This is a genomic window from Microbacterium yannicii (assembly GCF_024055635.1).
Lineage (GTDB): Bacteria > Actinomycetota > Actinomycetes > Actinomycetales > Microbacteriaceae > Microbacterium > Microbacterium yannicii.
In genome coordinates, this window is sequence record NZ_JAMXMB010000010.1 from 36,698 (window position 1) to 63,667 (window position 26,970).

General features: G+C 69.8%; 29 protein-coding genes and 1 tRNA gene. 12 read left to right on the forward strand and 18 right to left on the reverse strand.

Annotation, left to right across the window (positions count from 1 at the left end; genetic code table 11):
* Position 1: 1 nt before the first annotated feature.
* From NCG93_RS05000 to NCG93_RS05040, 9 genes are all read right to left on the reverse strand, one after another.
* On the reverse strand, positions 2–895 hold the full coding sequence (locus NCG93_RS05000; RefSeq protein WP_194415135.1) for an alpha/beta hydrolase: 894 nt from the start codon (positions 893–895) through the stop codon (positions 2–4).
* Positions 892–1,644 (reverse strand): 3-hydroxybutyrate dehydrogenase, encoded by a 753-nt coding sequence (locus tag NCG93_RS05005; protein ID WP_194415134.1) that lies wholly within the window; start codon positions 1,642–1,644, stop codon positions 892–894. The genes NCG93_RS05000 and NCG93_RS05005 overlap by 4 nt, the downstream gene beginning before the upstream one ends.
* Positions 1,644–2,330: a TetR/AcrR family transcriptional regulator gene (locus NCG93_RS05010; protein ID WP_241742177.1), complete on the reverse strand. Its 687-nt coding sequence runs from the start codon at positions 2,328–2,330 to the stop codon at positions 1,644–1,646. Before NCG93_RS05010 ends, NCG93_RS05005 begins: the two co-directional genes overlap by 1 nt.
* 2 nt (positions 2,331–2,332) lie before the next feature.
* Entirely contained in the window at positions 2,333–3,961 is a 1,629-nt protein-coding gene (locus tag NCG93_RS05015; RefSeq protein WP_194415132.1) for a class I adenylate-forming enzyme family protein, read from the reverse strand.
* Complete coding sequence (locus tag NCG93_RS05020) at positions 3,958–5,025, reverse strand: branched-chain amino acid ABC transporter permease (RefSeq protein ID WP_194415998.1); 1,068 nt, start codon at positions 5,023–5,025, stop codon at positions 3,958–3,960. The genes NCG93_RS05015 and NCG93_RS05020 overlap by 4 nt, the downstream gene beginning before the upstream one ends.
* A gap of 152 nt (positions 5,026–5,177) precedes the next feature.
* Positions 5,178–6,053: a branched-chain amino acid ABC transporter permease gene (locus NCG93_RS05025; RefSeq protein ID WP_194415131.1), complete on the reverse strand. Its 876-nt coding sequence runs from the start codon at positions 6,051–6,053 to the stop codon at positions 5,178–5,180.
* Positions 6,050–6,826: an ABC transporter ATP-binding protein gene (locus tag NCG93_RS05030; RefSeq protein WP_194415130.1), complete on the reverse strand. Its 777-nt coding sequence runs from the start codon at positions 6,824–6,826 to the stop codon at positions 6,050–6,052. The genes NCG93_RS05025 and NCG93_RS05030 overlap by 4 nt, the downstream gene beginning before the upstream one ends.
* Positions 6,823–7,641 (reverse strand): ABC transporter ATP-binding protein, encoded by an 819-nt coding sequence (locus NCG93_RS05035; protein WP_194415129.1) that lies wholly within the window; start codon positions 7,639–7,641, stop codon positions 6,823–6,825. The genes NCG93_RS05030 and NCG93_RS05035 overlap by 4 nt, the downstream gene beginning before the upstream one ends.
* Before the next feature lie 127 nt (positions 7,642–7,768).
* Positions 7,769–8,968 carry a substrate-binding domain-containing protein gene (locus NCG93_RS05040; protein WP_194415128.1) on the reverse strand — a complete coding sequence of 400 codons (1,200 nt, stop codon included), beginning with the start codon at positions 8,966–8,968 and terminating at the stop codon, positions 7,769–7,771.
* Between the two features lie 203 nt (positions 8,969–9,171).
* On the opposite strand from NCG93_RS05040, the gene NCG93_RS05045 reads away from it, so the two are divergent.
* Both NCG93_RS05045 and NCG93_RS05050 read left to right on the forward strand, forming a co-directional pair.
* On the forward strand, positions 9,172–9,630 hold the full coding sequence (locus NCG93_RS05045; RefSeq protein ID WP_194415127.1) for a MarR family winged helix-turn-helix transcriptional regulator: 459 nt from the start codon (positions 9,172–9,174) through the stop codon (positions 9,628–9,630).
* A complete protein-coding gene (locus NCG93_RS05050; RefSeq protein ID WP_194415126.1) occupies positions 9,627–10,859 on the forward strand; it encodes an MFS transporter in 1,233 nt (410 codons plus the stop codon). The genes NCG93_RS05045 and NCG93_RS05050 overlap by 4 nt, the downstream gene beginning before the upstream one ends.
* Before the next feature lie 137 nt (positions 10,860–10,996).
* Here NCG93_RS05050 and NCG93_RS05055 read toward each other — a convergent pair.
* Positions 10,997–11,072: transfer RNA gene (locus NCG93_RS05055), tRNA-Lys, on the reverse strand.
* A 96-nt stretch (positions 11,073–11,168) separates the two neighbouring features.
* On the opposite strand from NCG93_RS05055, the gene NCG93_RS05060 reads away from it, so the two are divergent.
* The 3 genes from NCG93_RS05060 (at position 11,169) to NCG93_RS05070 (ending at position 13,283) form a co-directional block, all read left to right on the forward strand.
* The gene (locus tag NCG93_RS05060; RefSeq protein WP_194415125.1) at positions 11,169–12,038 is read left to right on the forward strand and encodes an inositol monophosphatase family protein; all 870 of its coding nucleotides are present in this window, start codon (positions 11,169–11,171) and stop codon (positions 12,036–12,038) included.
* 56 nt (positions 12,039–12,094) lie between these two features.
* A complete protein-coding gene (locus NCG93_RS05065) occupies positions 12,095–12,673 on the forward strand; it encodes a hypothetical protein (protein WP_194415124.1) in 579 nt (192 codons plus the stop codon).
* Between the two features lie 70 nt (positions 12,674–12,743).
* Positions 12,744–13,283 (forward strand): YaeQ family protein, encoded by a 540-nt coding sequence (locus NCG93_RS05070; protein ID WP_194415123.1) that lies wholly within the window; start codon positions 12,744–12,746, stop codon positions 13,281–13,283.
* A gap of 44 nt (positions 13,284–13,327) precedes the next feature.
* On the opposite strand, the gene NCG93_RS05075 is transcribed toward NCG93_RS05070, so the two are convergent.
* The gene (locus NCG93_RS05075) at positions 13,328–13,744 is read right to left on the reverse strand and encodes an NUDIX hydrolase (protein WP_194415122.1); all 417 of its coding nucleotides are present in this window, start codon (positions 13,742–13,744) and stop codon (positions 13,328–13,330) included.
* A gap of 49 nt (positions 13,745–13,793) precedes the next feature.
* Here NCG93_RS05075 and NCG93_RS05080 point away from each other — a divergent pair, with 49 nt between their 5' ends.
* Entirely contained in the window at positions 13,794–15,275 is a 1,482-nt protein-coding gene (locus tag NCG93_RS05080) for an SDR family NAD(P)-dependent oxidoreductase (RefSeq protein WP_194415121.1), read from the forward strand.
* The gene (locus NCG93_RS05085) at positions 15,269–15,484 is read left to right on the forward strand and encodes a putative acetyltransferase (protein ID WP_252787451.1); all 216 of its coding nucleotides are present in this window, start codon (positions 15,269–15,271) and stop codon (positions 15,482–15,484) included. Before NCG93_RS05080 ends, NCG93_RS05085 begins: the two co-directional genes overlap by 7 nt.
* A 101-nt stretch (positions 15,485–15,585) precedes the next feature.
* On the opposite strand, the gene NCG93_RS05090 is transcribed toward NCG93_RS05085, so the two are convergent.
* On the reverse strand, positions 15,586–16,563 hold the full coding sequence (locus NCG93_RS05090) for a zinc-binding dehydrogenase (RefSeq protein ID WP_194415120.1): 978 nt from the start codon (positions 16,561–16,563) through the stop codon (positions 15,586–15,588).
* Between the two features lie 237 nt (positions 16,564–16,800).
* Between NCG93_RS05090 and NCG93_RS05095 the strand changes: the two genes are divergently transcribed.
* The gene (locus tag NCG93_RS05095) at positions 16,801–17,121 is read left to right on the forward strand and encodes a hypothetical protein (RefSeq protein ID WP_194415119.1); all 321 of its coding nucleotides are present in this window, start codon (positions 16,801–16,803) and stop codon (positions 17,119–17,121) included.
* A 57-nt stretch (positions 17,122–17,178) separates the two neighbouring features.
* Here the strand turns inward: NCG93_RS05095 and NCG93_RS05100 are convergent, their stop codons facing one another.
* The 4 genes from NCG93_RS05100 to NCG93_RS05115 form a co-directional block, all read right to left on the reverse strand.
* Positions 17,179–17,937 carry an SDR family oxidoreductase gene (locus NCG93_RS05100; RefSeq protein WP_194415118.1) on the reverse strand — a complete coding sequence of 253 codons (759 nt, stop codon included), beginning with the start codon at positions 17,935–17,937 and terminating at the stop codon, positions 17,179–17,181.
* Positions 17,938–18,023: 86 nt separating this feature from the next.
* Positions 18,024–18,380, reverse strand: coding sequence for a sigma-70 family RNA polymerase sigma factor family protein (locus NCG93_RS05105; RefSeq protein WP_194415117.1), 357 nt, complete (start codon positions 18,378–18,380; stop codon positions 18,024–18,026).
* Positions 18,381–18,439: 59 nt separating this feature from the next.
* A complete protein-coding gene (locus NCG93_RS05110; protein ID WP_194415116.1) occupies positions 18,440–19,348 on the reverse strand; it encodes an RNA polymerase sigma-70 factor in 909 nt (302 codons plus the stop codon).
* A 22-nt stretch (positions 19,349–19,370) separates the two neighbouring features.
* On the reverse strand, positions 19,371–20,168 hold the full coding sequence (locus NCG93_RS05115) for an SDR family oxidoreductase (protein ID WP_194415115.1): 798 nt from the start codon (positions 20,166–20,168) through the stop codon (positions 19,371–19,373).
* A 180-nt stretch (positions 20,169–20,348) separates the two neighbouring features.
* Here NCG93_RS05115 and NCG93_RS05120 point away from each other — a divergent pair, with 180 nt between their 5' ends.
* Positions 20,349–21,089 (forward strand): alpha/beta fold hydrolase, encoded by a 741-nt coding sequence (locus tag NCG93_RS05120; RefSeq protein ID WP_194415114.1) that lies wholly within the window; start codon positions 20,349–20,351, stop codon positions 21,087–21,089.
* A gap of 63 nt (positions 21,090–21,152) precedes the next feature.
* Entirely contained in the window at positions 21,153–22,085 is a 933-nt protein-coding gene (locus tag NCG93_RS05125) for an alpha/beta fold hydrolase (protein ID WP_206687818.1), read from the forward strand.
* Between the two features lie 67 nt (positions 22,086–22,152).
* On the opposite strand, the gene NCG93_RS05130 is transcribed toward NCG93_RS05125, so the two are convergent.
* On the reverse strand, positions 22,153–23,232 hold the full coding sequence (locus NCG93_RS05130; RefSeq protein ID WP_194415112.1) for a ScyD/ScyE family protein: 1,080 nt from the start codon (positions 23,230–23,232) through the stop codon (positions 22,153–22,155).
* Positions 23,233–23,421: 189 nt separating this feature from the next.
* Between NCG93_RS05130 and NCG93_RS05135 the strand changes: the two genes are divergently transcribed.
* Positions 23,422–23,943, forward strand: a complete 522-nt coding sequence (locus NCG93_RS05135) for a DUF1697 domain-containing protein (RefSeq protein ID WP_194415111.1) — start codon at positions 23,422–23,424, stop codon at positions 23,941–23,943.
* A 100-nt stretch (positions 23,944–24,043) separates the two neighbouring features.
* Positions 24,044–25,243 carry a saccharopine dehydrogenase family protein gene (locus NCG93_RS05140; RefSeq protein WP_194415110.1) on the forward strand — a complete coding sequence of 400 codons (1,200 nt, stop codon included), beginning with the start codon at positions 24,044–24,046 and terminating at the stop codon, positions 25,241–25,243.
* Between the two features lie 52 nt (positions 25,244–25,295).
* Here the strand turns inward: NCG93_RS05140 and NCG93_RS05145 are convergent, their stop codons facing one another.
* A complete protein-coding gene (locus NCG93_RS05145) occupies positions 25,296–26,963 on the reverse strand; it encodes an ABC-F family ATP-binding cassette domain-containing protein (RefSeq protein WP_194415109.1) in 1,668 nt (555 codons plus the stop codon).
* Between the last annotated feature and the right edge of the window lie 7 nt (positions 26,964–26,970).

Consider the following 26,970-nt stretch of genomic DNA (forward strand, 5'->3'; position numbering starts at 1 on the left):
TTCAGACCGCGGCGGCGAGCTCGGCTCGCACCGTGCCGGCGACCGCATCCGCTCCCCGCTCGGAGAGCACGATCGTGTAGTGGTTCACGTCGTCGATGTGCAGGTGGCGGACGCCAGGGTGCGCGGCCCGCAGCTCGGCCATGCGCTCCGGCGCGTACAGTGGCGGGACCTGGTCCAGCAGGCCGCGTTCGGCGGTGAGCAGGACGGTGGGATGCCGCAGGGCCGCGAGCGCCGTGGCGATCGCCGTTCCCGTGTTCTGGTCGATCGAGTCCTCTTCGAGCGTCGCGTAGCTCGTCGCGGGACGCAGCTCGGGCGCGTCGCCGACCAGGTCGTAGGCGAGGTACGCCTCGAGCATCGGCGACCAGTCCCGCCGGAACGCCGGGTGCTCCCGCCAGAAGTCGAAGTACGCATCGACCGACGGGAAGCGCATCGCGAGGCGGTCCGCCGTGGGTCCGAGCACTAGCCGGATGACCTCGTCCGCGGTCAGTCCGGCGGGCACGTCGAGTGGCAGCCCGCCGTCGACCAGCACCACGCGCGACACCCGTTCGGGATACCGATCGCCGAAGACGAGGCCGACGAACGCGCCCATGGAGTGCCCGACGACGAGGACGCGCTCGACGTCGAGGGCATCCAGCACCGCAGCGAGATCGGCCGCGTGCGCCTCGAGTCCCGCACGGCCGGTCAGGTCGTTGCTCCGCCCGCGACCGCGCAGGTCCGGCGCGATCAGACGCATGTCGGGAAGCCGGTCCGCCACCGCGCGCCATGACAGATGGGATGCCGTCACCCCATGGATCAGCAGCACCGCCGGCGCTTCGGGGTCGTCATCGGGTTCCCAGACGCCCACGCGCAGGTCGCCCCCCGAGACCGGCACATCGACGGTGCGGTAGACGCTCATCGGGCCGTCCATCCGCCGTCCATCGTGTACGAGGCTCCGGTGACCATGCCCGCCTTCTCCGACGCCAGCCAGCCGGCGAGGGAGGCGACCTCGTCCGCCTCGACGAGCCGTTTGACGGCGCTCTCGGTGAGCATGATCTTCTCGACGACTTCGCTCTCGGGGATGCCGTGCACCTTCGCCTGGTCGGCGATCTGCTTCTCGACGAGGGGCGTGCGCACGTAGGCCGGGTTGATGCAGTTGCTGGTGACGCCGTGCGGCGCGCCCTCGAGCGCTGTCACCTTCGACAGCCCTTCCAGACCGTGCTTCGCCGACACGTAGGCCGACTTGAACGCACTGGCGCGCAGGCCATGCGCGCTGGAGATGTTGATCACGCGCCCCCATCCCCGCTCGTACATCGCGGGAAGCGCGGCGCGGATCAGGAGGAACGGCGACTCCAGCATGAGCCGCACGATGAGGCGGAACGCCTCGGGATCGAATTCCGGGATCGGCGCCACGCGCTGGATACCCGCGTTGTTCACGAGGATGTCGACGTCGAGGCTCAGATCGTCGAGCGCGGCGGTGTCGGCGAGATCGACCACCCAGGTCTCGCCGCCGACGGCGGTCGCGGCATCCGTCGCGGCGTCCTGATTGAGGTCGGCGATGACGACATGCGCACCGCGTGATGCGAACTCGTGCGCGCAGGCCAGGCCGATGCCGCTCGCTCCGCCGGTGACCAGGGCGCGCTTGCCCACCAGGTCCTTCTCCGCCATCACGCTTCCTTCCCTCCGTCGCCGCTGCCCGTTCGAGGGGCGAGCGCGTTGTCGATGATTCGGGTCATCCCGGCGAACACCACCGGGTCGAGCTCTGCGGGCGGCTTGCCGTCGGCGTCCCGCTCCCACAGCAGGAAACGCATGCCGATCAGCTCGCCCATGCCCATCAGCGCCCACGCGGTGGTCTGGGGGTCGAGGCCGCGGTCGACATCGCCCGCGGCCTGCGCCGCGCGCAGACCCGCCTCGTAGCCCTCGACGATGCGGGTGTAATGGAGGCGCAGCACCTCGGGCGAGACGAACTCCGCCTCGCGGACGACCCGGTACAGCGCCGGGTGCTCGGCCGTGAACCGGAAGAAGCCGGCGAAGCCCGCGCGCTCCGCCTCCAGGCGCGAGGACGCGCCGGCCATCGCCTCAGACATCGAGTGCCGCACCCGGCGGTTGAGGTCGAGCACGAGCGCCTCGAAGATCGCCTGCTTGCTGTCGAAGTACAGGTAGAACGTGCCGAGTCCTATGCCTGCGCGCTCGGTGATCTTGACGATGGATGCCTCGTGGTAGCCCTGTTCGGCGAACACCAGCTCGGCCGCCTCCAGGAGGCGACGCCGGGTGGCCTCGCCGCGCTTCGTCAGCGGTCGGCCGGTCGCAGACGAGACCGGCGCTTCCTCGTGGTCGACGAGTTCCTCGGACATGCTCATCGAGCCTCCCCCTCCGTGGCTGACTCCGTGGCTGCGCCCTCGACGCGGCCGCTCTCCCCCGGCTCGCTCCGACCGGAGCAGCCCATCAGCATCCTGGCCCGGTCACGCAGGCGCGAACGGGCGAGCTTCTCGATCGTCGACCGCGGCAGCGCCTCGACGAGTTCCACGTGCACCGGCACCTTGAATGCGGCGAGGTTGCGACGCGCGTGGGCGAGCACCTCGTCGACCGAGAGAGCGGCACCGGTCGCGGGCACGACGAACGCGACGCCCCGCTCGCCCCAGACCGGGTCGGGTACTCCGACCACGGCCGCCGCCTCCACGAGCGGATGCAGGCACAGCGCGTACTCGACCTCCGCCGGGGCCACGTTCTCTCCGCCCGAGATGAAGATGTCCTTGAGCCGGTCGACCACCCGGAAGACACCGTCGGCATCACGCGACACCAGATCGCCGGTGCGCAGCCAGTCGCCGCTCATCGCACGTGCAGTGGCGGCGTCATCGCCCAGATAACCGGCGAAGACGCTGGGTCCGCGCACCCACAGCTCACCGATAGCCTCACCCTCGAGCGGAAGCTCCGACACCGGATCGACGACACGCACCGAGACGTGCGGATACGGTCGTCCCACCGCGCCCGGAGCGCCCGCGGCCTCCGCCGCCGGCAGATGCAGCACGTTGGGCGCGGCTTCGGTGAGTCCGTATCCCTGGGTCAAGGGGATGCCGCGCGCCGTCCACGCCTCCTGCAGCGACGCCGGCATCGTCGCACCGCCGACGAGGGCGAGACGCAGGGACGCCACGTCGCTCTCCTCCCATGCGCGGTCGTCCACGAGCATCGCGTATTGCGTGGGAACGCCCATCATGGCGCTGACATGCCGATCGGCGACGAGCTGGAGCACGCGTGCCGGTTGGAACGATCGTTCGAGCACGACTGTCGCACCGACCCACCATGCCAGCAACGGCTGGCAGTTCCACGCGGCGACGTGGAACTGCGGCAGCATCGCCAGCACCACGTCGTCCTGCCTCAGCGGCAGCGCCTGCGCGAGAGCGAGGTTGTTCCAGAAGCAGTTCGCATGGGTCAGCACGACGCCTTTCGGCGCCGCTTCGCTGCCCGAGGTGAAGATCACGAGCAGCGGGTCGTCGTCGCGCACCGGTCGGCGGGACCGCCGGTGCGAGCTGCGCGGGGCGGATCTCTCGACGCCCGTCGTTCCGAGCTGCGCAACCGGTGCCGTCGCAGCAGCGACGCGCAGCGCTTCGCCGGCGAGCGCGGCGTGCTCGTCCTCGACGAGTACCAGCGCGGGGTCGGAGCGGGTGAGCACGTCGGCGAGCTCGCGCGGCGTGAGCCGCCACGACAACGGCACGAACGCGATCCCCGCGATCGCGCACGCGAAGAACGCCACGACGTGGTCCGTGGAGTTGCCCGAGACCGTGGCGATGCGGTCGTCCGGACCGTAGCCCGCGTGGCGCACGGCATCCGCCAGCGCCGTCGCCCGGGCGGCCAGCGTCGCGTAGTCCGTCGTCACGCCCCTGTCGTCGATCGCGATGCGGTCAGGAGAGCGCGTCGCGCGGTCGACGATCCAGCGGCCGATCGTGTGCGGTCCGTCGTCGATGTCGGGATCGGCGGTCCAGGTCATGCGCCCACCCGGTCTGCGGTGGCGCCGGCGGCCGGGGTTTCCGTCTCGTCGGCGTCGTCGAGCCGGCGCAGCGCACCGCGCACCTTCTCGCCGCGCCGGCGGCGGACTGCCGCGTCGATCGTGCCGGCGATGCCTCCGGGAAGGAACATCACCACGACGATGAACAGCACGCCGAAGAGGAACAGCGGCTCCGACAGCGGCACGCGCAGCACGTCGGGCAGTCCCGCGATCGCGTCGGACCCGGCGAGCACCGTGAGCCGCTGATCGAGCAGCGTGTAGAGCACACCGCCCACGATCGCACCCCACCGGAAGCCCACGCCACCCAGCACGACCATCACGAGGACGGTGATCGTGAGATCGGCCGACACCGACCGCGGCACGGTGCCCGACTGCAGCAGCATGTAGGCGACGCCGGCGAGGCTCGCCATGCCTCCGGCGATCACGAAGACGATCAGCCGCACGCGGTAGGGCGACAGGCCGAGCACGCGCACGCGCTGCTCGTTTTCCCGCGTCGCGCGGGCCAGGTGGCCGAGCCGCGACGTGTCGACCCAGAGCGTCACGAGGTAGACCACCACGAGCACTCCGAGAGCGAACCAGTAGAGGTTCCGGGTGTTGATCACCCCGATGAGGAAGTCGGGCACCTGATCCGTGTTCAGGCTCAGTCCCTCCTCGCCGCCCGTGATGTGCGAGTTGCGACGCACCAGCACCGAGCCGGCCTGGGCGAAGGCGAGCGTCACCATGGCGAACGGAATGCCCGACACGCGCATCGACACCGCGCCGGTCACCAGGGCGATGACCATGCCGCCGATGAGAGCGATGAACACCCCCGGCCACAGCGGCACGCCGAAGTGCTCGAGCGCGATCCCGAGGCCGTATGCGCCGGCGCCGAAGTAGAGGGCGTGGCCGAATGACAGCATCCCACCAGATCCGAGCAGGAGGTTGTACGACAGCGCGAGCGCCGCGAACACCATGCACAGCGAGAGCAGTGCCAGTGTGCCCGGCATATACGTCGGGGTGGGCAGGATGCCGGGCAGCGACAGGTTCAGCAGCGGCAGCACCGCCATGAACACCACCAGCGCGACGCCGACGATAGCGGGAACGTACTTTCCCGGTCGCCGAGCCTCTTCTCCCGGTCGCTGAGCCTGCTCTCCCGATCGCCGGTCCTGTTCTCCCGATCGCCGGGCCTGTTCTCCCGGTTGCTGAGCCTGTCGAAGCGTCATGCCTTCCTCCCGAGGAGTCCGCTCGGGCGCACCAGCAGCACGAGTGCCAGGAGGATCACGACGATGAAGTCGCCGGTGCCGCCGAGATAGAAGTTCGCGAACTGCTGCAGCACCGCCACCAGGACGGACGCGACCGCCGCGCCCGTGAGCGATCCGAGCCCGCCGACGACGGTCACGATGAACGCGAAGATGAGCAGCGTCTGCCCGAGGTTCGCCGACACGAACGTCGAGTAGTGCATCGCGAGCACGCCGCCGATGCCCGCCGCCGCCCCGCCGATCGCGAAGACGAGCGTGAACGAGCGCCGCACGTCGATGCCGAGCGCCGTCACCATCGAGCGGTTCTCGACCCCGGCCCGGATGATCATGCCGTAGCGCGTCTTCTGCAGGAACAGCACCAGCGCGACCAGCACGAGGACGGCGGCGATCATGAGCACCCAGTACGTGTTCGGGATGCGGGCGCCGAGCACCTCCGTCGTCTGCTTGAGCCACGGAGGCCCCGCGATGTGGATCGGGTCGGTGCCCCAGATGCCCTCGAACAGCGCGACGGCAGCGAACGAGAGACCCACGGTGACGAGCACCTGTTCGATGTGGCGCTCGTACAACGGCCGGATGAGCACGAGCTCGGTCAGGGTGGCGAACACGGCGCCGACGCCGGCGCCGGCGAGCAGCGACAGCAGGAACGACCCCCAAGAAGCGGTGCCGAGCGCCTGCGCCACCATCCAGCCCATGAAGGCGCTCAGCGTCAGGAAGGCGCCGTGCGCGAAGTTGAGGACGTGCATGAGGCCGTAGATGAGGCTGAGGCCGCTTGCGACGAGGAAATACAGCGCGCCGAGGCCGACGCCGGTGATGAGGGTCAGGACGAGGGTGCTCATTTCGACTCGCTCCGCTCGTTCAGTGCGTCGCCGGCATCATCCTGCTCCACGTGGACGCCGAGGAGGCGGCGCGTGAGGTCTTCGTCGTCGAGGATGTCGCGTGCCTTGCCGACGTGGGCGACTCGTCCTCCGGCGATCACGATGGCGTCGTCGGCCAGCCGCCGCACGACCTCGAGGTTCTGCTCGACGAGCAGGATCGGGACGATCTTGGACGCCTCCTGGAGGGCGTCGGCCACCTCCGTGACGATCTTCGGCGCGAGGCCCTTGGTCGGTTCGTCGACGAGCAGCAGGATGTTGTCGTTGATCAGCGCCCGCGCCACCGACACCATCTGCTGCTGACCGCCCGAGAGCGTTCCCGCCTGCTGGTCGCGCCGCGCCACGAGGTCGGGGAAGAGCTCCGCCACGAACTCCCGACGGGGCTGCCGCTGTCGCTCGGCCAGGGCGAGGTTCTCGGCGACGGTGAGCCGCGCGAAGACCTCACGGTCCTCCGGCACGTAGCCCACGCCGCGACGGACGATGCGGTGTGTGGGCAGTCCGTCGATGCGCTCGCCGGCGAGCCGCACCTCGCCGCGTCGCGAGATCAGGCCGAGGATGCCTCGCAGGGTCGACGTCTTGCCGACGCCGTTGCGTCCGAGCACGGCAGTGATGCCGGTGGCGGGGACGTCGAACGAGACGTCTTCGACGACCTGCTGGCCCGCGATCGTGCAGCGCAGGCTGCGGACGGTGAGGACGGGAGGAACGGTCGTCGCCCCGTCAGGGGATGCCGTGGTCATGCGGCCTCCGTTCCCGTCGACCCGGTCCCGAGGTAGGCGCTCTGCACGAGAGGGTTCTCCATGATCCGCTGCGGGGTGTCGTAGGCGATGATCGTGCCGAAGTACATGACGGCCACCTTCTCGACGAGGCCCATGAGCACGTCGATGTGATGCTCGACCATCAGCAGCGTGCAGCCCTTCTCGCGCTGCATCGCCCGGATGTTCTCGACCAGCCCGGGCACGTCGCCGGACCCGACGCCGGCCATCGGCTCGTCGAGCAGCACGATGCTCGACTCCGTCGCGAGCAGCACCGCGATCTCCAGCTTGCGCTTGTCGCCGTGCGAGATGTCGCCCGCCATCGCGTCGCGCATATGGCTGAGCCCGACGACCTCGAGCTTGTCGCGGGCCAGCTCGGTCGCGGCATCCGTCCGGCGGGGAAAGCGCAGCAGCGACCCGGAGCCGCCGAGCGAGACCTGGGCGGCCAGGCGCACGTTCTCGAGCACCGACAGCTTCGGGAAGAGGCTCGCCGTCTGGAACGTGCGGCCCAGGCCGGCGCGCGCTCGCGCCGGCACCGAGGCGTTCGTGATGTCGCGGCCGTCCAGCACGACCCGGCCGGCGGTGGGCTTCATCAGCCCCGATATGACGTTGAACAGCGTCGTCTTGCCGGCTCCGTTCGGACCGATGACTCCCACCAGGGATCCGGCCGCGATGTCCAGTTCGACGTCTTCGAGGATGGTCGCTCCGCCGATCTGCAGGCCGAGGCCTTCGATCCGCAGCGGGGAGCCGCGGCGCGCGGTCTCGGCGTGCGACGGCGGGGACGGGACTGACGTGCTCATCGGAGCAGTGCCTCTCGTTGGGGCGTGTCGTCCGGCGACGAGCGCAGCGAGCAGACGACGCGTGTCGCCACGCGTTGAGCCGTCTCGCTGCGCTCGTTCGGGAACATGGGCTCGGGAGATGCCGCTGCTACTCGGCTTCGGCCGGCGCCACGTCGTCGGCCGAGACGGTGTCGACGAGCTCGGGCACGAACGTGCCGTCCTTCGCGACGAGCTTGGCCTGGTACATCTCCTGAAGGAGCGCGTGATCGCTCGCGCGGACCGTCATGGCGCCCTTCGGCCCGTCGAACTCGAAGCCCTCGAGCGCGGACACCATCGCGTCGACGTCGCCCTTGCCCTCCTTGATCGCCTGGACGATCATGATCGCGGCGTTGAAGCCGTCAGGGCTGAACAGGTCGGGCGTGCCGCCGGCGTCCTCGATCGCCTTCACCATCGCGGTGTTGACGTCGTTGTCAGGAGCGCCCGGGAAGTAGTGGTTCAGGAAGTTGATCTTCTCCGATGCCTCGCCGTAGGCGCCGAACGTCGCCGAGTCGCCGAGCCCGGTGACGACCGGGATGTCGTCGAGGACGCCCTGCTGGCTCATCGCCTGCCACATCGCACCGGATGTCGCACCCGCCCACGCGACGAACACCAGGTCGGGATTGCCGGCGAGCACCTGCTGGGCGAACGGCGTGAACTCGGTTGCGTCCTCGGCGACGAGCACCGCGTTCACGGTGGCGCCCTTGCCGCCGAGGATCGCCTCGACCGCGGCGACGTTGCCCTGGCCGAAGGCGTTGTCCTGGGCGAACACCGTCACGGTCTTGCCTTCGATGTCGTCGAGGAAGGTGCCCGCGGTGGCGACGTCCTGCGCGCTCTGGCGTCCGGAGCGGAAGGTGTAGTCGTTGATCCCCGTGATCGCGTCGGCGGCAGCCGGGCCCGAGATGTACAGCACCTTGTTCTGCTCCGCCTGCTCGGCGACCGCGAGCGCGACGCCCGACGATGCGGTGCCGGCGATGATGTTGACGCCCTCGCCGATGAGCTCCTTCACGGCGGTGACAGCCTTGTCGGGGTCGCCCGCGTCGTCGCGGTTCTCGATCGTGATGGTCGTGCCGTCGATCTCGTTCGTGCCGTCGGTCGCATAGTCGAGGCCGGCCTCGAACCCGTCGAGGTACTGCTTGCCGTAGCCGGCGAGCGGACCGGACTCGCTCGTGACGATGCCGACGGTGACCTCTTCCGGCCCGGCGCCGTCGGTCGACTCTCCGCTCGGCTCGGCCGACGGCGCACACGCCGCCAGGGCGAGCGCTGCCGTGACGACCACGGAGCCCAGGAGCAACTTCTTCGTAACCCGCATGTGCGTGCCTTTCCTCATTGGAAGGATCTGGTGCCTCGAACCGGTGCTTCGCTCAAACATGAGAGCCGATTCAGGTTCTTGCAATCTATGAAATCCGGGGGGTCCACCGCAAGTCGAGGGCCGCGCGATCGCGATGTCGTTATCCAAACGGGACGTTCGCCAGCTTTCATACCCTCGATATATATCGAAGGTATACTTGTCGGGTGACACACGACCAAGGCATCGAGACCCTCATCGTGGCCGCTCACGCGCTGACGCGCGTCGCGGCGCTCGAGACATCCAATGAGACCCCCGCCGCTCAGTGGCGCACGCTGACGATCCTGCGTGACCACGGCGCGCTGCGCATCGGCGAACTCGCCCGTCTGAGCCGAGTGACGCAGCCCGGCATGACGCGCCTCGTCGGCCAGATGACCGAGCACGGGCTGGTGGAGAAGACGACGGATGCCGCGGACTCGCGCGCGACGGTCGTCGACGTGACACCGCTCGGCCTGGAGGCACTGCACACCTGGCTGCTGCAGCTGACGGCCGCCCTGGCGCCGCACTTCGACGACCTCGCGCCGGAGGAATGGGACGCACTGCGGACGACGGCGGACGTGCTGACGCGCAAGCTCGACCGCACGCGCACGGCTCCCGTCGCCGGCACGGCGGAGGCGACCCGATGAGCGGGCACGGCCACACCACAGTCTCGGTCTGGCGCCAGCCGGCACAGGTCTGGGCCGTCGCGTTCGCGTGCGTGGTCGCCTTCATGGGCATCGGCCTCGTCGACCCGATCCTGCCGGCCATCGCCGAGTCCCTCCAGGCCAGCCCCGTGCAGACGGAGCTCCTCTTCACCAGCTACCTCCTGGTGACAGGGCTCGCGATGCTCATCACGAGCTGGATCTCGAGTCGCATCGGCGCGAAGGCGACGCTGCTCATCGGTCTCGCACTGATCGTCGTGTTCGCTCTCCTCTGCTCGCTGAGCGGCAGTGTGGACGCGATCATCGGCTTCCGCGCCGGTTGGGGTCTGGGCAACGCGCTCTTCATCTCCACGGCACTCGCCACCATCGTCGGCGCGGCGTCGGGCGGCAGCAGCGCCGCCATCGTCCTCTACGAGGCGGCTCTCGGCCTCGGCATCGCGATCGGCCCGCTCCTCGGCGGCCTCCTCGGCGAGCTGAGCTGGCGCGGCCCGTTCTTCGGCGTCGTCGTCCTCATGGCCATCGCCTTCGTCGCGGTGCTCGTGCTGCTGCGCGGCCCCGCCGAGAAGGTGGCCCCCGTACCCCTGTCGGCACCGTTCAAAGCGCTGCGCATCCCCTCGCTCGCGGTGCTCGCCGTGACGGCACTGTTCTACAACATCGGTTTCTTCGTGCTGCTGGCGTTCTCGCCATTCCCCCTCGGTTTCGGGGCGATGGGCATCGGCTTCACGTTCTTCGGCTGGGGTGTCGGGCTGGCGGTCACGAGCGTGTGGGTCGCGCCGCTGCTGCTGCGCTTCCTCGCACGGACGACCGTCATGCTCCTGACCCTGCCGCTGCTGGCCATCGACCTCGTCGTCGCCGGCATCCTCGTGGAGGACCCGACGTCGCTGGTCGTCTGCATCATCGTCGGCGGCCTGCTGCTCGGCATCATGAACACCGTGCTGACCGAGTCGGTCATGGAGGCGACCGACCTCCCCCGTTCCGTCGCCTCGTCGTCGTACTCTGCCGTGCGGTTCCTCGGCGGCGCCGCCGCTCCCCCGCTCGCCGCGTGGCTGTGGCACGCGTACGGTCCGACGGTGCCATACCTGTTCGCCGCGGCATCCATTCTCATCGCCACCGCGACGATCCTCTTCGGCCGCCGCGCGCTCGCCCGCATCGACGAGCGCGAAGCGGATGCCGCGGACGAGGCAGCCGCCGTGCTCGTCGGCGACGCGGCCTGACGCGCGAGTCAGCAGAAGGGCGGTCCGTGAGGACCGCCCTTCTGCGTCTGTACGGCAGCTCGGCAGCACCCGTGAACTTCGAGCGGCGGAAAACGAAAACCGCCTTCCGCAAGGTCTGCGGGAGGCGGCTTTCTGAGTGGTGCACCCCCTGGGACTTGAACCCAGAACCCACTGATTAAGAGTCAGTTGCTCTGCCGATTGAGCTAGAGGTGCATGGTTCCCGACGAGGCGAACCGAGGACCAACATTAGCATCACGATCGCGTCTCGTGAAATCGAGACGGGAACGCCCCGGCTATCCTGGATCTGTGATGACCCCTCCCCCCTCGTCGACGTTCGACACGCCGTTCGAGGGCGATCTGGGACCCGATCTCGAGCTGGCGCTTCGCCTCGCGGACGCGGCGGACGCGGCATCCATGTCGCGCTTCGATGCGGCGGATCTCGACATCCGGCTGAAGGCCGACGCGAGCCACGTGACCGAGGCGGATCTCGCCACCGAGCGGGCCCTCCGCGCACTGATCGAGACGGAGCGCCCCGCCGACGGCATCTTCGGCGAGGAGTACGGGATCACCGGCGACTCGAACCGGCAGTGGATCATCGACCCCATCGACGGCACCGCCAACTACCTCAAGGGCATCCCGATGTGGACGACCCTCATCGCCCTCGCGATCGACGGCGTGCCGCGCGTCGGCGTCGCCAGCCAGCCGGCGATCGGCCGGCGCTGGTGGGCCGCCACCGGCCTCGGCGCTTGGACCAACACGCCGTCCGGCGGCACCCGGCGCCTGAGCGTCTCGTCGGTCGATGCGATCGCCGACTCGAGCGTGAGCTTCCAGAGCATCGGACAGTGGCGGGATGCCGGCAAGCTCGAGGCCCTCGAACGCCTCACTGCGTCGGTGTGGCGGGACCGCGGGTACGGCGACGCGTGGCCGTACATGCTCCTCGCCGAGGGACGCCTCGAGCTCGTCGCCGAGTTCGGCGTCAAGGAGTACGACATCGCAGCGCTGGTGCCGATCGTCACCGAGTCCGGCGGCCGGTTCACGTCGTTCGACGGTCGCGATTCGCTGGCCGCAGGCTCCTCCCTTGCCACCAATCGTGTGCTCCACGACGCGTACCTCGACCTGCTCCACGGCACTGAGAACCACTCGGCCGACAACCACTCGGCCGAGAACCCCGCCGCCTGATCCCGCTCCGCCCCCTCCCTCCCCCACCCACCTCCCTTCCCCCACGGAGACCCCCGATGCCTGCCCCCCGCATCCTCGGCGCCGCTGCCGCCGTCGTCCTGACCACCGTGCTGCTGTCGGCATGCTCCGGCAGCCCGGAGGCCGCACCGGAAGAGACGGGAAACGCCGTCACACCGACTCCGGCCGCTCCCGAACCGTCCGCGACGCCCGAGCCCGAGCCTGAGGCCGCCGAAGACCCGACGTGCGAGAGCCTCGTCGGGACGTCGGTCGTCGCCAACTACGAGAGCGTCGGCTGGACATCGCAGGCCTCGCCGCTGTACATCGGCAGCACCGAGATCGAGGACGGCCTGCAGTGCATGTGGGCCGACTTCGACGGCCCTGCGGGCGATCACGGCCAGATGTTCGGCTGGGCGCCGCTCTCCGACGATGAGGCCGCAGACGCGCAGGACGAGCTCGTCTCGCAGGGGTGGCTGCGTGAAGACGACGCCGCCGGCGTCTACATCACGGAGAGCGCCGAGACCGCGATCGCCACCGACGACGCGGGCTACGGCATGACGTACTTCTTCACGGATGGGCAGGTGCTCGTCTCCGACACGAAGCAGGGGCTGCTGCTGATCGAGTGGCCGAAGAGCTGACGACAGCAGTCGACCGGCCGATCGCCCGCCAGCGCGAGCCAGCCCCCTCCACCGCGTAGGCTCGAACGCTATGGCGATCGGCGTGACGATGTACACCTTCGACATCCAACTGGCGGACGTCGATCGGGGCGTCTACGAGGATCTGTCGATCCGCGTGGCGCGGCATCCGTCCGAGACCGACGCCTTCATGCTGACCCGGGTGCTGGCCTACTGCCTCGAGTACGAGGAGGGCATCGCGTTCAGCGAGGGCGTCTCGGCGACGGACGAGCCGGCGGTCCTGGTGCGCGACCTCACCGGCGCCCTGGTCGCGTGGATCGAGGTGGGGGCTCCGGATGCCGCACGCCTGCACACCGGCAGCATGCAGGCCGAGCGCACGAGGGTCTACACGCATCGCGACCCGGGGAAGGTCGCCGCGCCGTGGGCGGGCAAGCGGATCCACCGTGGCGATGCGATCCTGCTGAACAGCTTCGATCCCGGCTTCGTCGATGCCGCCACGGGAGTGCTGGCGCGCCGCAACACGATGACCGTGTCGATCACGGAGCGGCGGATCTACCTCGACCTCAACGCGACGAGCTTCGAGACCGACATCCACACGCAGACCGCCGCCTGACCGCACGGCGGTCCGACGCAGCAGCGTGACCGGACAGCGGCGCCTCAGGCGGGCAGGAAGTTCTCGCGCGCCAGCGGGGCGATCTCGAGTCCGTCGGCGTCCTTGCTCGTCACCCAGCGCAGCTCCTCGATCTCGGCACCGATCACCGGCACCTGAGCGCCGATGTCGGTCTCGAACACCTCGGCGATCACGAGGAAGCCCGGCTCGTTGGCCGCCGCGGCGGTGTACGAGCCGAGCGGCCGCAGGGTATCCGCCTCCACCGCGAGGCCGAGCTCCTCCAGCAGCTCTCGGCTCAGCGTCTGGCTCGGGGACTCCCCCGGTTCGGGCTTGCCGCCCGGCTGCATGAACGCCGTCGTCCCGGCCTTGCGCACCAGCAGCAGTTCATCCCGCTCGTTCACGATGACAGCGGCAGAGACATGGATGCTGCGGTCGTGGGCCGGGGCGGCGTCCGAGGTGTTCACGATGGCACGCTAACAGCTACCGCGCATCGGTCGCGGCGTAGAATCACGTGTGCTTCCCGATTCCTCCACCCCCGCCGACCTGCCGCCGAGCGGCATCGACCCGGACGAGCTCGCGACGACTCTGCGCGTGCTCGACAGCATGGCGGGGCTCGACGAGACGCACCCCGACTTCGTCGCCGTACGGCGGGCGACGGCCGCCATGTTCAAGGCCGTGAAGAAGGTGCGCCGCCGAGAGATCCGCGAGGCCATCGCCGAAGCGGACCGCGCCGTCGTCGCGGCCACGGCCACCGGAGCGCCGGACCGGATCGACGACGAGACCCGCGGCATCCCGATCTCCACCGCGACGACCGCGCCCACCGCCGGCACCCTGATCAAGGCGCGCGGCTGCTACATCTGCAAACAGCCGTACACCGTGGTCGACGCGTTCTACCACCAGCTCTGCCCCACCTGCGCGGCGATGAGCCACGCCAAGCGCGATGCCCGCGCCGACCTCACCGGCAAGCGCGCACTGCTCACCGGCGGTCGGGCGAAGATCGGCATGTACATCGCGCTGCGCCTGCTGCGCGACGGTGCGCACACGACGATCACCACCCGCTTCCCCCGCGACGCCGTGCGCCGCTTCAGCAGCCTGCCCGACGCGCCGGAATGGATCGACCGCCTCAAGGTGGTCGGCATCGACCTGCGCGACCCCGCGCAGGTGATCGGATTGGCGGAGGATGTCGCGGCCGCCGGCCCGCTCGACATCCTCATCAACAACGCCACCCAGACGGTGCGTCGCTCCCCCGGCGCTTATCAGCCACTCGTCGACGCCGAGCTGGCGCCGCTCCCCGAAGGACCGCTGCCCGAGCTGATCACCTTCGGCCACACCAACGATCGGCACCCGCAGGCGCTGGAGCGCTCGGTCACCGCCCACCCCATCCTCGCCGCGGCCGCCGCACGCGCCGACGAGCTCACCGAGCAGGCGATGACGGCCGGCTCCAGCTCGCTGGAGCGCCTCGCCGCAGGCACGGCGATCGACGCCGGCGGCCTCATCCCCGACCTCGACCACTCCAACTCGTGGGTGCAGAGCGTCGACGAGGTCGACCCGCTCGAGATGCTCGAGGTGCAGCTGGCCAACACGACCGCGCCGTTCCTGCTCGTCTCGAAACTGCGACCGTCGATGGCCGCGAGCAGCGCTCGTCGCACGTACATCGTCAACGTGAGCGCGATGGAGGGCGTCTTCAACCGGGGCTACAAGGGGCCGGGGCATCCCCACACCAACATGGCGAAGGCGGCCGTCAACATGCTCACCCGCACGAGCGCGAGGGAGCTCTTCGAGACCGATCGCATCCTGATGACGAGCGTCGACACCGGCTGGATCACCGACGAGCGGCCCCACCCGACCAAGGTGCGGCTCGCCGAGGAGGGCTTCCACGCACCCCTCGACCTGGTCGACGGCGCGGCACGCGTCTACGATCCGATCGTGCGCGGCGAGGCGGGCGAGGACCTGTTCGGCGTGTTCCTCAAGGACTACGCCCCCGGCGCGTGGTGAACCTGCCCGAACCGGGCCGCCGCGTGGTCGTGCGGTACCTGCTGCCGACCGGGCAGGCGACGGACGCACTGGGCGAACTGCTGAGCGCCGATGCCGAGACTGTCGTGGTCGACGGCAAGCGCGGAGTCGAGCGCATTCCCCGCGGTGCGATCATCGCGGCCAAGGAAGTGCCGCCGCCGCCGGCTCCTCGCCGGCCGACAGCACGCTGATCGGCGGAGCCCAGCCGCTCTCGCGGACCCTTTCCCTGCGGAGAGCGCCGCGGACGCGCCAGCCGGACCGCAGCCCGGCTGAGCGCGCGCGACCGACGGGCTCAGAAGCGGAGCAGCACCTTGCCCGCTCGTCCCGGCACGGCGCTCGCCGCCGCGGCGGCCCGGGCCTCTTCGAACGGGTAGACGGCATCCACCGGAAGCGCGACCTCGCCCGAACCGATGCGCTGCACGAGCTCGGCGAACAGGGCGCCGCGGGTGGCGGCATCCATCGTCCTGCTCACGGTGCTGCCCCAGAAGCCCTTCACCGTCGCCTGCTTGAAGATGAGGTCGCCGGCCGAGAGCTTCAGGGTGCTCGACCCCATGGAGCCGAACGAGACGAGCGTGCCGCCCTCGCCGAGGAGCGACAGGAGGTCGCCGGCCGCCTCGCCGCCGACCGAGTCCACGGCCGCGCGCGGCGCATTCTCGCCCAGGATCTCCGCAGCGCGCTCGCGCCAGCCGTCGGATTCGGTCGAGACGACATCATGGATGCCGAGGCCGGCCAGCTCCGCCACCCCCGCGTCGCGCCGCACGAGCCCGAGGACGCGCACGCCGCGCGCCGCGGCGAACTGGGCCACGAGCTTGCCGACGGCGCCGTTGGCGGTGTTCTGCACGATCCAGTCGCCCGGCTTCACGGCGAGGAAGTCGAGAAGGCTCAGCGCACTGAACGGCATGGAGATGAGCTGTGCGGCCGTCTCATCGTCGATGGAGTCAGGCACGGGGATGAGGCCGGCCGCCTTGGCGACGAAGTACTCGCTCCACACACCGAACGTTCCCCCCGTGGCGACGCGCTGTCCGACCTGCAGCTGCTCGACGCCCTCGCCGAGCGCATCGACGACGCCGTACGCCTCGGTTCCCGAGGCCGCAGGCAGCTCGGGCTTGAAGCCGTAGGTGCCGCGGATCGTCCACAGGTCGTGATTGTGGATCGGAGAGAGCACCGTGCGCACCCGCACCTGACCCGGACCCGGCTCGGGGAGCGGTCGCTCGCCGACCTCGAGAACGTCGGTCGCGTCGCCGAAGGTGGAATGGATGAGTGCGCGCACGGTGGTGCTCCTAACGAGATTCATGGCGGCCGGTTGAGCCGCCACTCGGTGTTATAGCCCAGGATGCCGGGAACGCATTCCCGGCGCCCGACCTTCGGCGCGTCTGTGCGTTGATGAGCGGTCAGATGACCGCCCTGCCGGCGGTTAGCCTGGGAGCCGACCACGAGAGGCCACCCGAGTGAACCGACGAGGCATTCCCCGGATCCCGCGCGACGATGCCGTCGCCGCGAGTGCGACATGAGCACCACCGGCGGCGCGACTCGCCGCATCGAGCTGACCCTGCACAAGCCGTGGTTCGCCCTCTACGCCCGCATCAAGCCGACCCTCGTGATCGCCGGTCGCGGCCAGCCGGCCCAGTGGGGCCTCGGCACCTGGCAGGTCCCGGCGGACGAGACCGTCGTCGTCGGAGTGTTCCTGTTCAACCGACTGTGGCGCTTCGGCCACGCCGAGTTCGCGCTCGAGCCGACGCATCCGCCCGCACTGCGGTACACGGCTCCGGCGCTGCCGTTCGGCCGCGGCCGGGTCCGCCTGAGCACTCCGGCGGGTGCAGTGCGCTGACCGGTCAGAACGAAGGCCCGGGCCACCGATCGGTGGGCCCGGGCCTTCGTCACATCCTCAGTCGCGCGGCGGGTTCGCCGGCAGCCACTCGTCCAGCGTCGTGGCGAACACCTGCACACCGTCGACCGGCATGAGGGTGCGCTCCTGCATGCGTGCGCCGAAGTAGGGGGCCTCGGGGTCGGTCACGACCTCGCGCGGGTCGCCGCGGAACGCCAGGCCACGGCGGACCAGCTCGTCGAGTCCCATGACCTCCGGGCCGGCGATCTCGACGTCGGCGTTCAGAGGTGCGCCGGCAGCGGTGCGCGCGACGGCCGTCGCGACATCCTCCGCGGCGATCGGCTGCATGAGGTTGTTCGGCAGGTGGATGCCGTCACCGTTGCCCGACACGGTGGCGATGCCGCCGATGAACTCGAAGAACTGGGTGGCATGCACGAGCGAGTAGGGAATCCCCGACGCGCGGATGAGCTTCTCCTGCGCCGCCTTGGCCGCGAAGTAGTCGATGTCGTTGGGACGGTCGGTCCCGACGATCGTGAGGGCCACGTAGTGCCCGACGCCCGCCTCACGCGAAGCCGCCACGAGGTTGTTCGTGGAGGTGGTGAAGAACTCCATCACGTCGTCGGGTGCGAACGACGGCGAGTTCGACACGTCGACCACGACGTCCGCGCCCTGCAGCACCTCGGCGAGACCCTCGCCGGTGATCGTGTTGACGCCCGAGTTCGGCGACGCCGGTACGGCCTCGTGCCCGTGCTCGGTGAGCTTCGCGACGACCTTCGAGCCGATCAGTCCCGAGCCGCCGATGACGACGATCTTTGCCATGATGTGCCTTTCGTTCGAAGAGCGCGGGGAAGAGGTGTGCGCTCATCAGCTAGGACAGGGCGGTCGCTCGATCTGTGACAGCCGCGTCACTCCGCGTGCCAGCGCGTCAGTTTGCCCGGATTCACCACGAGCCACGCCTGCACGATGAGCCGGCCGCGCACACGCATACCCAGGACGCCTGTGACCTCACCGTGTCGGCAGACGACGAGCCCCGGCATCCCGTTCACCGAAGCGATGCGCACCGACACCTCGGAGTCGAGCAGCACGCCGGACAGGTACCGCGTGACCTCCTGCGCACCGCGGAGCGCAGCCGATGGCGCGGCCACGATGCCGCCTCCATCGACCGTCAGCTCGACGCTCGGGTGCATCAATCCCCCCAGCTGCCCCGGGTCGCCGCTCTCGACGGCGGCGGCGAGCGCGCGCGCGACGCCCTCGTGCTGCACGGCGCTCGTCCTCGAACCCCGCGGAAAGACGTGCAGCCACGACGCGCGACGTCGTCTGGTCACGCCCCGACCGGGGCGACGTGCCCGAGCTTGTCGGGGCTCATCACCCAGTGGATCTGACGGATGCCGTCCTCCGACGCGGTGATCATCGCCACCGTGGTGACGACCCCGTCCTCGGAGAGCGTCGCCGCGGGCTGTCCGTTGAGCTCGACCCAGTCGATGGTCTTGCCGATCCAGAAGTGGCTCGAGAAGGCTGCGACGAACTTCGCGACCCGGCTGCGGCCGGCCACGGGGATGCGGGCCGCCAGCTTGACGCCGTTGCCGTCGGTCGTGCTCACGACGTCTTCTGCGAACAGCCGCTCGAGGCCCGTCACGTCGCCCTGCTGCGCGGCGACGAGGAACGCCTCGAGCAGGCGTCGCTGCTCGGCGGCCGCGACCTCCGCCCGGCGAGCGGACGCGAGGTGCTTCCGGGCACGGCTGACGAGCTGACGCGCGCTCGCGACAGTGGCACCGATGACGTCGGCGATGCGCTCATAGGGGTAGTCGAGCGCTTCTCGCAGGATGTACGCGGCGCGTTCGGTCGGCGTGAGCTTCTCGAGCACGAGCAGGATCGCGAACTGCAGCGCTTCTCCGCGTTCGGCGCCGAGCGCAGGATCGTCGTCGGTGTTGACCGGTTCCGGCAGCCACGGCCCGATGTACGTCTCACGACGCGCGTGCGCGGACTGTGTCGCATTGATGGAGAGCCGCGTCGCGACGGTCGCGAGGAACGCCGCAGGCTCGCGGATGTCGGCGCGATCGGCGTTCTGCCAGCGGATCCAGGTCTCCTGGACGATGTCTTCGGCGTCGGCCACCGTGCCGAGCATCCGATACGCGATGCCGAAGATCCGGCGGCGGTGCTGGTCGAAGACAGCCACCGCCTGCACGATGTCGTCGACCTGCTGTTCCGTCCCGGACGCTTGCTCGGTCATGCCGCCGCTCCTCTCGCCGCGCTCAGCGTACGCCCGCGGCGACCGGCAGCAAGAGGTCGTCCCGCCTCCCGCTCGCCGCCACCTGCCAGTCGTGGAAGCGGGTGGGCGCGATCGCCGCGTCGTTGCCGGGCAGCAGCTCCCAGCGATCGAGCTGCGCACCGAAGTAGGTCGCGAGCGGGTCTGCGACCACCTCTCGCTCGTCACGACGGAACCGCAGCTCACGCTGGGCGAGATAGCCGAGCTCGAACACCTCCGGGCCGGCGTGCTCCGCGACCTCGCCGGTCGGCCGAGCAAGGGCGGCGCGTGCCACCGCCGCGGCGACATCGTCGGCGGCCATCGGCTGGATGAGTGCGTCGGCGACATGTGCGATCCCACTGCGGGTCGCGGCATCCGTGATGCTGCGGATGAATTCGAAGAACTGCGTCGCGTGCACGATCGAGAACGGGCGACCGGATGCCGCCAGCAGACGTTCCTGCTCCGCCTTGGCCCGGAAGTATCCCCCCTCCGAACGCGCGAGGCGGTCGGTGCCGACGACCGACAGCACGACATGGTGGCGGACGCCGGCTGCGGCGCCGTAGGTGAGCAGATTGAGGGTCGAGCCGGAGAAGAACTCGCGAGCGCCTTCCTCATCGGTGTACGACGAGTTGGAGACGTCGACGATGGTCTCGGCTCCGGCGAGCGCGTCCGCGAGGCCCTCGCCCGTGAAGGAGTTCACGCCGGCAGCTCTCGCGACGACGACGACATCGTGCCCGGTCGCCTGCAGTCGGGCCACCACTCGTGAGCCGATCAGCCCTGTTCCCCCGATGACAGCGATCCTCATGTCGAACCCTCTCTGTTCATCGCGCGCGGGAACGCGCACGTTCACAGCTGAGACCGGATGCCACGGCCAGTTGTGACAGGTCTGCTGTGTTTCGCCGGATTTCGGTTCCGCGGTCACAACCACGGACGGCGGTTGGTCTTCGCTGACAACACCGCACGTCCACCCTCGAAAGGAACAGACATGTCCGAGCAGAAGCCCACCATCGTCCTCGTCCACGGCGCGTTCGCCGAGTCCTCGTCGTGGAACGGCGTCATCGCCCAGCTGCAGCAGCACGAGGTCACCGCGGTCGCGGTCGCCAACCCGCTCCGCAGCCTGGCCGGCGACGCCGCCTACGTGCGCGATGTCATGGCGTCGATCGAGGGCCCGATCATCCTCGTCGGCCACTCGTACGGCGGACTCGTCATCAGCGAGGCGGCCGCGGACAATGACGCCGTCGTCGGCCTCGTCTACGCCGGGGCATTCGTGCCCGAGACCGGTCAGAGTGCGTTCGACCTGTCGGGCAGCGCGCCCGGCAGCACGCTGGGTGACGCCCTCGCCGCGTACCCGGTGTCGAGCGGAGGCGACGAGTTCGTCATCCGTCCGGAGCTCTTCCATCACCAGTTCGCGGCCGACGTCTCCGCGGAGGTTGCCGCTCTGATGGCTGCCACGCAGCGCCCGGTCACCCAGGCCGCACTGACGGAGGGCCTGCCCACCGAGCGCCCGGCCTGGCGCGACATCCCCTCGTGGCACGTCTTCGGCGAGAAGGACCTCAACATCCCCGTCGCCGTGCACCGCGCCGGTGCCGAGCGCGCGGCATCGAGGGGCACACACGAGATCGCCGGCGCGTCGCACGCGATCTCGGTGTCGGAGCCGGCTGCGGTCGCTGGGACGATCGCCGAGGCGGCCAAGGCCTACGTCGCGAGCCTCGTCGCGGCAGCGTGACCGACCGCGGCGCCCCGGATGACCGTCGGTCTCCGGGGCGCCGCCTCATCCGAGAGGCCCCACATGCTCACCTCATTCCGCACTCCCCTCCGAACCGTCGACGCCGGCGAGCTCAGCGTCGGCTACATCGACGCCGGTGATCCCTCCGCCGAGCCGGTGGTACTGCTCCACGGTTTCCCGTACGACATCCACAGCTACGTGGACGTCGTGCCGCTGCTGACGGACGCCGGCTACCGGGTGCTCGTCCCCTTTCTCCGCGGGCACGGTCCGACGTCGTTCCGCGAGGCGCGCACCATCCGCTCCGGCCAGCAGGCGGCGCTCGGGTCCGACCTGCTCGCCTTCATCGGCGCGCTCGATCTGGAGCAGCCGATCCTCGCCGGCTACGACTGGGGCGCCCGTGCCGCCTGCGTCGTCGCCGCGCTCTGGCCCGAGCGTGTGGCAGGGCTGGTGTCGGTCAACGGCTACCTGATCCAAGACATCTCGACAGCCGGCATCCCGCTCCCGCCCGGTCTCGAAGCCGGGTTCTGGTACTTCTGGTACTTCGCGACCGAGCGCGGCCGCGCGGGCCTCTCACAGGACCCGAAGGGGATCGCCGACGTCATCTGGCGCCGCAACTCCCCCGCCTGGACTTTCGACGACGCCGACCTGGCCCGCGCCGCCGCAGCGTTCGACAATCCCGACTATGTCGACGTGGTCATCCACTCGTACCGTCACCGGCTCGGTCTCGAACCCGGGGCACCTCAGCATGTCGACCTGGAGCGTCGCCTCGCCGCGTTGCCGCCGATCACGGTGCCCACCATCACGCTCGACGGCACCGCCGACGGCAACTTCCCCGCAACGGACGGCACGCAGCACGACCGGTTCTTCACCGGCCCGCGCAGGCATCGGCAGATCCCGGGGGCGGGACACCATTTGCCCGCCGAAGCACCGCACGCATTCGCCGAAGCGGTCCTCGACGTCGCCGAGCCGCCCGGCGACGGCGCCGGAACCCCCTGAACCGCGATCATACGAACGGTGCCCCGGCCGGCTGCTGCTCGATCGACAGCCGGCCGTCGGCCCGATGTCACCAGTCGCCGAAGTAGCCGTTCGCGAAGCAGCCGCTCCCGCGGTGATGCCTGCCTGCACTGGACACGTCGTCGATCTTCCAGACCTCGCCGTTGAGCGTGAGCACATACGCCGTGTCCCGCTTGAAGGCCACCGAGGTCGGGAGGTCGAGTCCCTGGGCCACGACGGCGAATGTGCCGTCGTGGTTGACCTTGAGCAGCTCGCCGCTGTCAGGAAGGGCGGGCGAACCTGGGGGCACCTCACCGGGCGAGTCACCCTGGGACACCGCGTAGAGCCCGCACGCTCCGAAGGCGACGTCCGTGATGACGCTGTAGCCCGACGCGACATCCCTGGGCTGGGGGTTCCAGAGGCCGAATGCGACGACCTTGCCGGTAGCCGGATCGTGCGGCACCGGGCCCGCCTCGGCCATGAAGACCAGCGGTCCGAGAGCCGTGATACCTGTCGGCACGACGTTGCCGAACTGCTCGACCTCGCTGATGTCGCCGGACATCGAGACCTTGAGGACGCGGTTGTGGTGCCCGTCGGTGACGAGGAATCCACCCCAGATCGGTTGCATCGCGTACTGCACCCCGCGGGCGAGGAAGAAGTCGATGTCGGGCGGCGGCGGGTTCTCCATCGACCAATCGCCGAGATTCGCGATGACAGTGAAGCTGTCGATGTCGTCGACGCGGTAGATGCCGTCGACGTCGTTGGTCGTATCACCCGGGATGTCGTCGCCGACCGTGGTGACGAGGACGTAAGCCGTACGGCCGACGAAGGCGACGTCGATTGCTCCGCCCAACGGCAGCAGAGTGATCGGCAGACCCGTCGCGAAGGCGGACTTCTCACCAGTGCGGACGTCGACCCGCGTGATCTGGCCGATCTTGCCCTCAGCGACGTAGAGCGCGCCGTCCGGGCCGATCGTACTGCCGATGGTTCCCTGCATCCCCGACGCAAGAAGCGCCGCGACCGGTCCCTCACCGCCCGGTCCGTGCCCGCCGGCGGGCGTGCTCGCGCTCGCCGCTGCGGGGGCGGAAAGTATCGATAGCGCGAGAGCGGCTGCCGTGGCACCCGCGAGCAGCGTCTTTCTGATTCTCATGAGAGTTTCCTCCGGTCGACCTTCGTAGGTCCCGGTCGCTCGCCATGCGTCACTCAGGTGCGGCCGGCGTGGGGCCGTCATGACAGATCAGAACACCGCTGCATGCTCCATCGTCATCGCGGCTGCGCTGCACCTTCCTCCCCGATGGTGGCGAGGTCAAGGGCCAGCGTCGGGCCCTATGCTCGGTCCATGCGCTGCGTCGCGTTCATGCGGAACGTCAATCAGGGTCAGCGCGGCCATCCCTCGACGAGCGACATCGTGGCGGGGTTCGCCGACGGCGGTTGCCCCCGCGTCCAGACCTTCCAGAGCAACGGCACCATCCTGTTCGACTCCGACGAGCCGGCTTCGGTGGTCGAACAGGCGATGGACGCCGTGGCGGCGCGGTCGGGCCATGAGCGGCAGATCCTCTGGATCCCGCTGTCCGAGCTGGCCGCGATCGTCGACGAGTACGGAGCCACGCCGGAACCCCGCCGGTTCGAGTTCACGCTGCACAGCGGCGCGATCATCGACGCTGACGATGCCGAGGTGATCAGCCGCGCCACGGACCATCGCTGCTCCATCGTCGATGCCGGCGAAGGGTGGGCTCTCGTCCGCAACCAGGTCGAGGGGGAAGGCCACGCCACCCCCGTGCTCGAGAGCCTCACCGGGCGGCCGGCGACTTCTCGCGGACTGCCGACGGTGATCCGGCTGGTGTCCCGCTTCGGTCGGTGAGGCGCATTCGCGCGACGCGGCATCTGAGGGTCGTAGGCGGTTCGTCGGGCGGACGCAACCCGGTGTCGACGCCGCTGGAGCGCACCTAGGCTCGCGTGACATGAGCGAGAACGCGCGCGACCACGACATCGTCCTGCTCGGCGCGACGGGGTTCGTCGGAGCGTTCACCGCCCGGCACCTGGCCCGATCGGCGCCGGACGGCGTGCGGATCGCCCTCGCCGGGCGTTCACGCGCGCGCTTGGAAGACGCACGCCGCGAGCTGGGCGTGGACTGGCCGATCATGGAGGTGGACACGACCGACGAGACGGCGATCACGCGAATGACGCGGTCGACATCCGTCGTCGCGACGACGGTTGGGCCCTACCTGCGCTACGGCATGGAGGTCGCGGCCTCCTGCGCCCGCGAGGGCACCTCGTACGCCGATCTGTCGGGCGAGAGCATCTTCGTGGCGCGCAGCATCCAACGCAACCACGACGCCGCAGAGAAGAGCGGTGCCAGGATCGTGCATTCGTGCGGCTTCGACTCGATCCCCTCCGACCTCGGCGTCGGCCTCTCCCATTCAGCCGCCGGCGGCGTGCCGATCGTCGCGGCCACGCTGCGGGTGCGCTCCCTCCGCGGCGGCATCAGCGGGGGGACGATCGACTCGCTTCGCCAGCAGATGAGAGAGGCGAGGACGGATGCCTCGGCACGCCGCCTCATCGCGAACCCCTTCGCCCTGACACCCGGGCCATCCGTCCGCCTTCCTCGCCGTGCCGGCAGCGGCTGGGGCAAGGAGCGGGGCGGCTGGCAGGCGCCGTTCATCATGGGCGCCTACAACCAGCAGATCATCCAGCGAAGCAACTACCTCACGGGCTGGAGCTATGGCCAGCTCATGCAGTACCGCGAGGTCGTGACGACGGGACGAGGGGTCGCCGGCTTCGCGGCGGCCGGGGCTATCAGCGTCGGCACGGCGGCCTTCGTGGGCGCGATGTCGTTCGCGCCGACCCGCGCGATCCTGGATCGTGTGCTCCCGGAGCCGGGCACAGGCCCGGGCGCGGATACTGTCGAGCACGGGCGCTTCGTCCTCGATGTCGACGTCTACCCGGTCGAGGGCGAGCCGATGCGCGCCCGCGTTGCTGCACCGTTCGATCCCGGCTACGGCGGAACAGGCGTCATGCTGGGTGAATCAGCGCTCAGCCTCGCGCTCGACGAGCTGCCCGACCGCGCCGGCGTGCTGACGCCGATGGTCGCCATGGGCGACAAGCTCGCGGAGCGGCTGCGGGCGCACCGATTCACGCTGGATGTCGCCCCGCTGAGGTGACCGCCGCCCACACCGACGGCCGACCCTCGTGCGCCTGCGAGCGCAGGTCGGCTCAATGAACCTCGGTGACGCGCCCCGCATCGACACGCCAGCGCCGGTCGAGCTGCACGGCTTCGAGCATGCGTCGATCATGCGTCACCAGGAGAAGGGTGCCCCGGTATGACTCGAGCGCCTGCTCGAGCTGTTCGATCGCCGCCAGGTCGAGGTGGTTGGTGGGCTCATCGAGCACCAGAACGTTCACGCCGCGCGCCTGCAGCAGGGCCAGCGCAGCGCGCGTGCGCTCGCCCGGAGAGAGCTCGTCCACCGGTCGATTCACATGATCAGCCTTCAGACCGAACTTGGCGAGCAGAGTGCGCACCTCCCCGGACTCCATCGCCGGCACGAGCTCCTCGAATGCGGCGGCGAGGGGCCGGGAGCCCACCAGCAAGGAACGGGCCTGATCGATCTCGCCGACCTCGACGTTCGCGCCGACGCTCGACGTGCCCTGGTCCGGCACCTGCCTCCCCAGCAGGGCGCGCAGCAGCGTCGACTTGCCGGCGCCGTTGTGACCCGTGATGCCGATCCGGTCACCGGCGTTCACCTGCACAGACACCGGCCCGAGCGTGAACGAGCCCTGCTCGAAGACGGCGGAGTTCAGCGTCGAGACGACCGTGCTCGAGCGGGGTGCCGCGCCGATGGTGAACTCGAGCTGCCATTCCTTACGCGGTTCCTCGACCTCGTCGAGCCGCGCGATGCGGCTCTCCATCTGGCGCACCTTCTGCGCCTGCTTCTCGCTCGACTCGGTGACCGCCTTGCGCCGGATCTTGTCGTTGTCAGGCGATTTCTTCATCGCGTTGCGCACACCCTGGCTCGACCACTCCCGCTGCGTGCGCGCCCGCGCGACCAGATCGGCCTTCTTGTCTGCGAACTCGTCGTACTTCTCCCGCGCGTGCCGGCGAACCGTCGCGCGCTCCTCGAGATAGGCGTCGTAGCCGCCGCCGTAAAGGCGGTGCGAATGCTGCGCCAGATCGAGCTCCAGGACTCGCGTCACGCTGCGCGCCAGGAACTCGCGGTCGTGGCTGACCAGCACGACACCGCCCCGCAGTCCCCGCACGAACGCCTCGAGTCGTTCCAGGCCGTCGAGGTCGAGATCGTTGGTGGGCTCATCCAGCAGCGCGATGTCGAACCGAGAGAGCAACAGCGCTGCGAGCCCGACCCGGGCAGCCTGGCCGCCCGACAGCGACGTCATCGTCGCCTCTGCAGCGGGCGCCCCGCCGAGGTCCAGCCCGAGGTCGGCGAGCACGACCGGAATGCGTTCCTCGAGGTCGGCAGCGCCGCTCGCGAGCCAGCGATCCAGTGCCGTCGAGTAAGTGTCTGCGGGGTCGACGCCGGGCTCGGACGACGCAGCGTCGCCCAGGGCGGCGGCCGCGGCATCCATCTCCCTGGTCGCCTGTGCACAGCCCGTACGACGGGCGAGGTATTCGGCGACGGTCTCGCCGTCGACGCGTTCGTGCTCCTGAGGCAGCCAGCCGACGAAGGCGTCGGAGGGGGAAAGCGTGATGGTGCCGGCCTGCGGTTCGTCGATGCCGGCGAGCAGCCGCAGCAGCGTGGACTTCCCCGCTCCGTTGGCACCGACCACCCCGACCACATCGCCCGGCGCCACCGTCAGATCGAGCGAGTCGAAGAGCGTGCGATGACCGTGACCGCCGGCCAGTCCGCGCGTCACGAGTGTTGCGGTCATGCCTCCA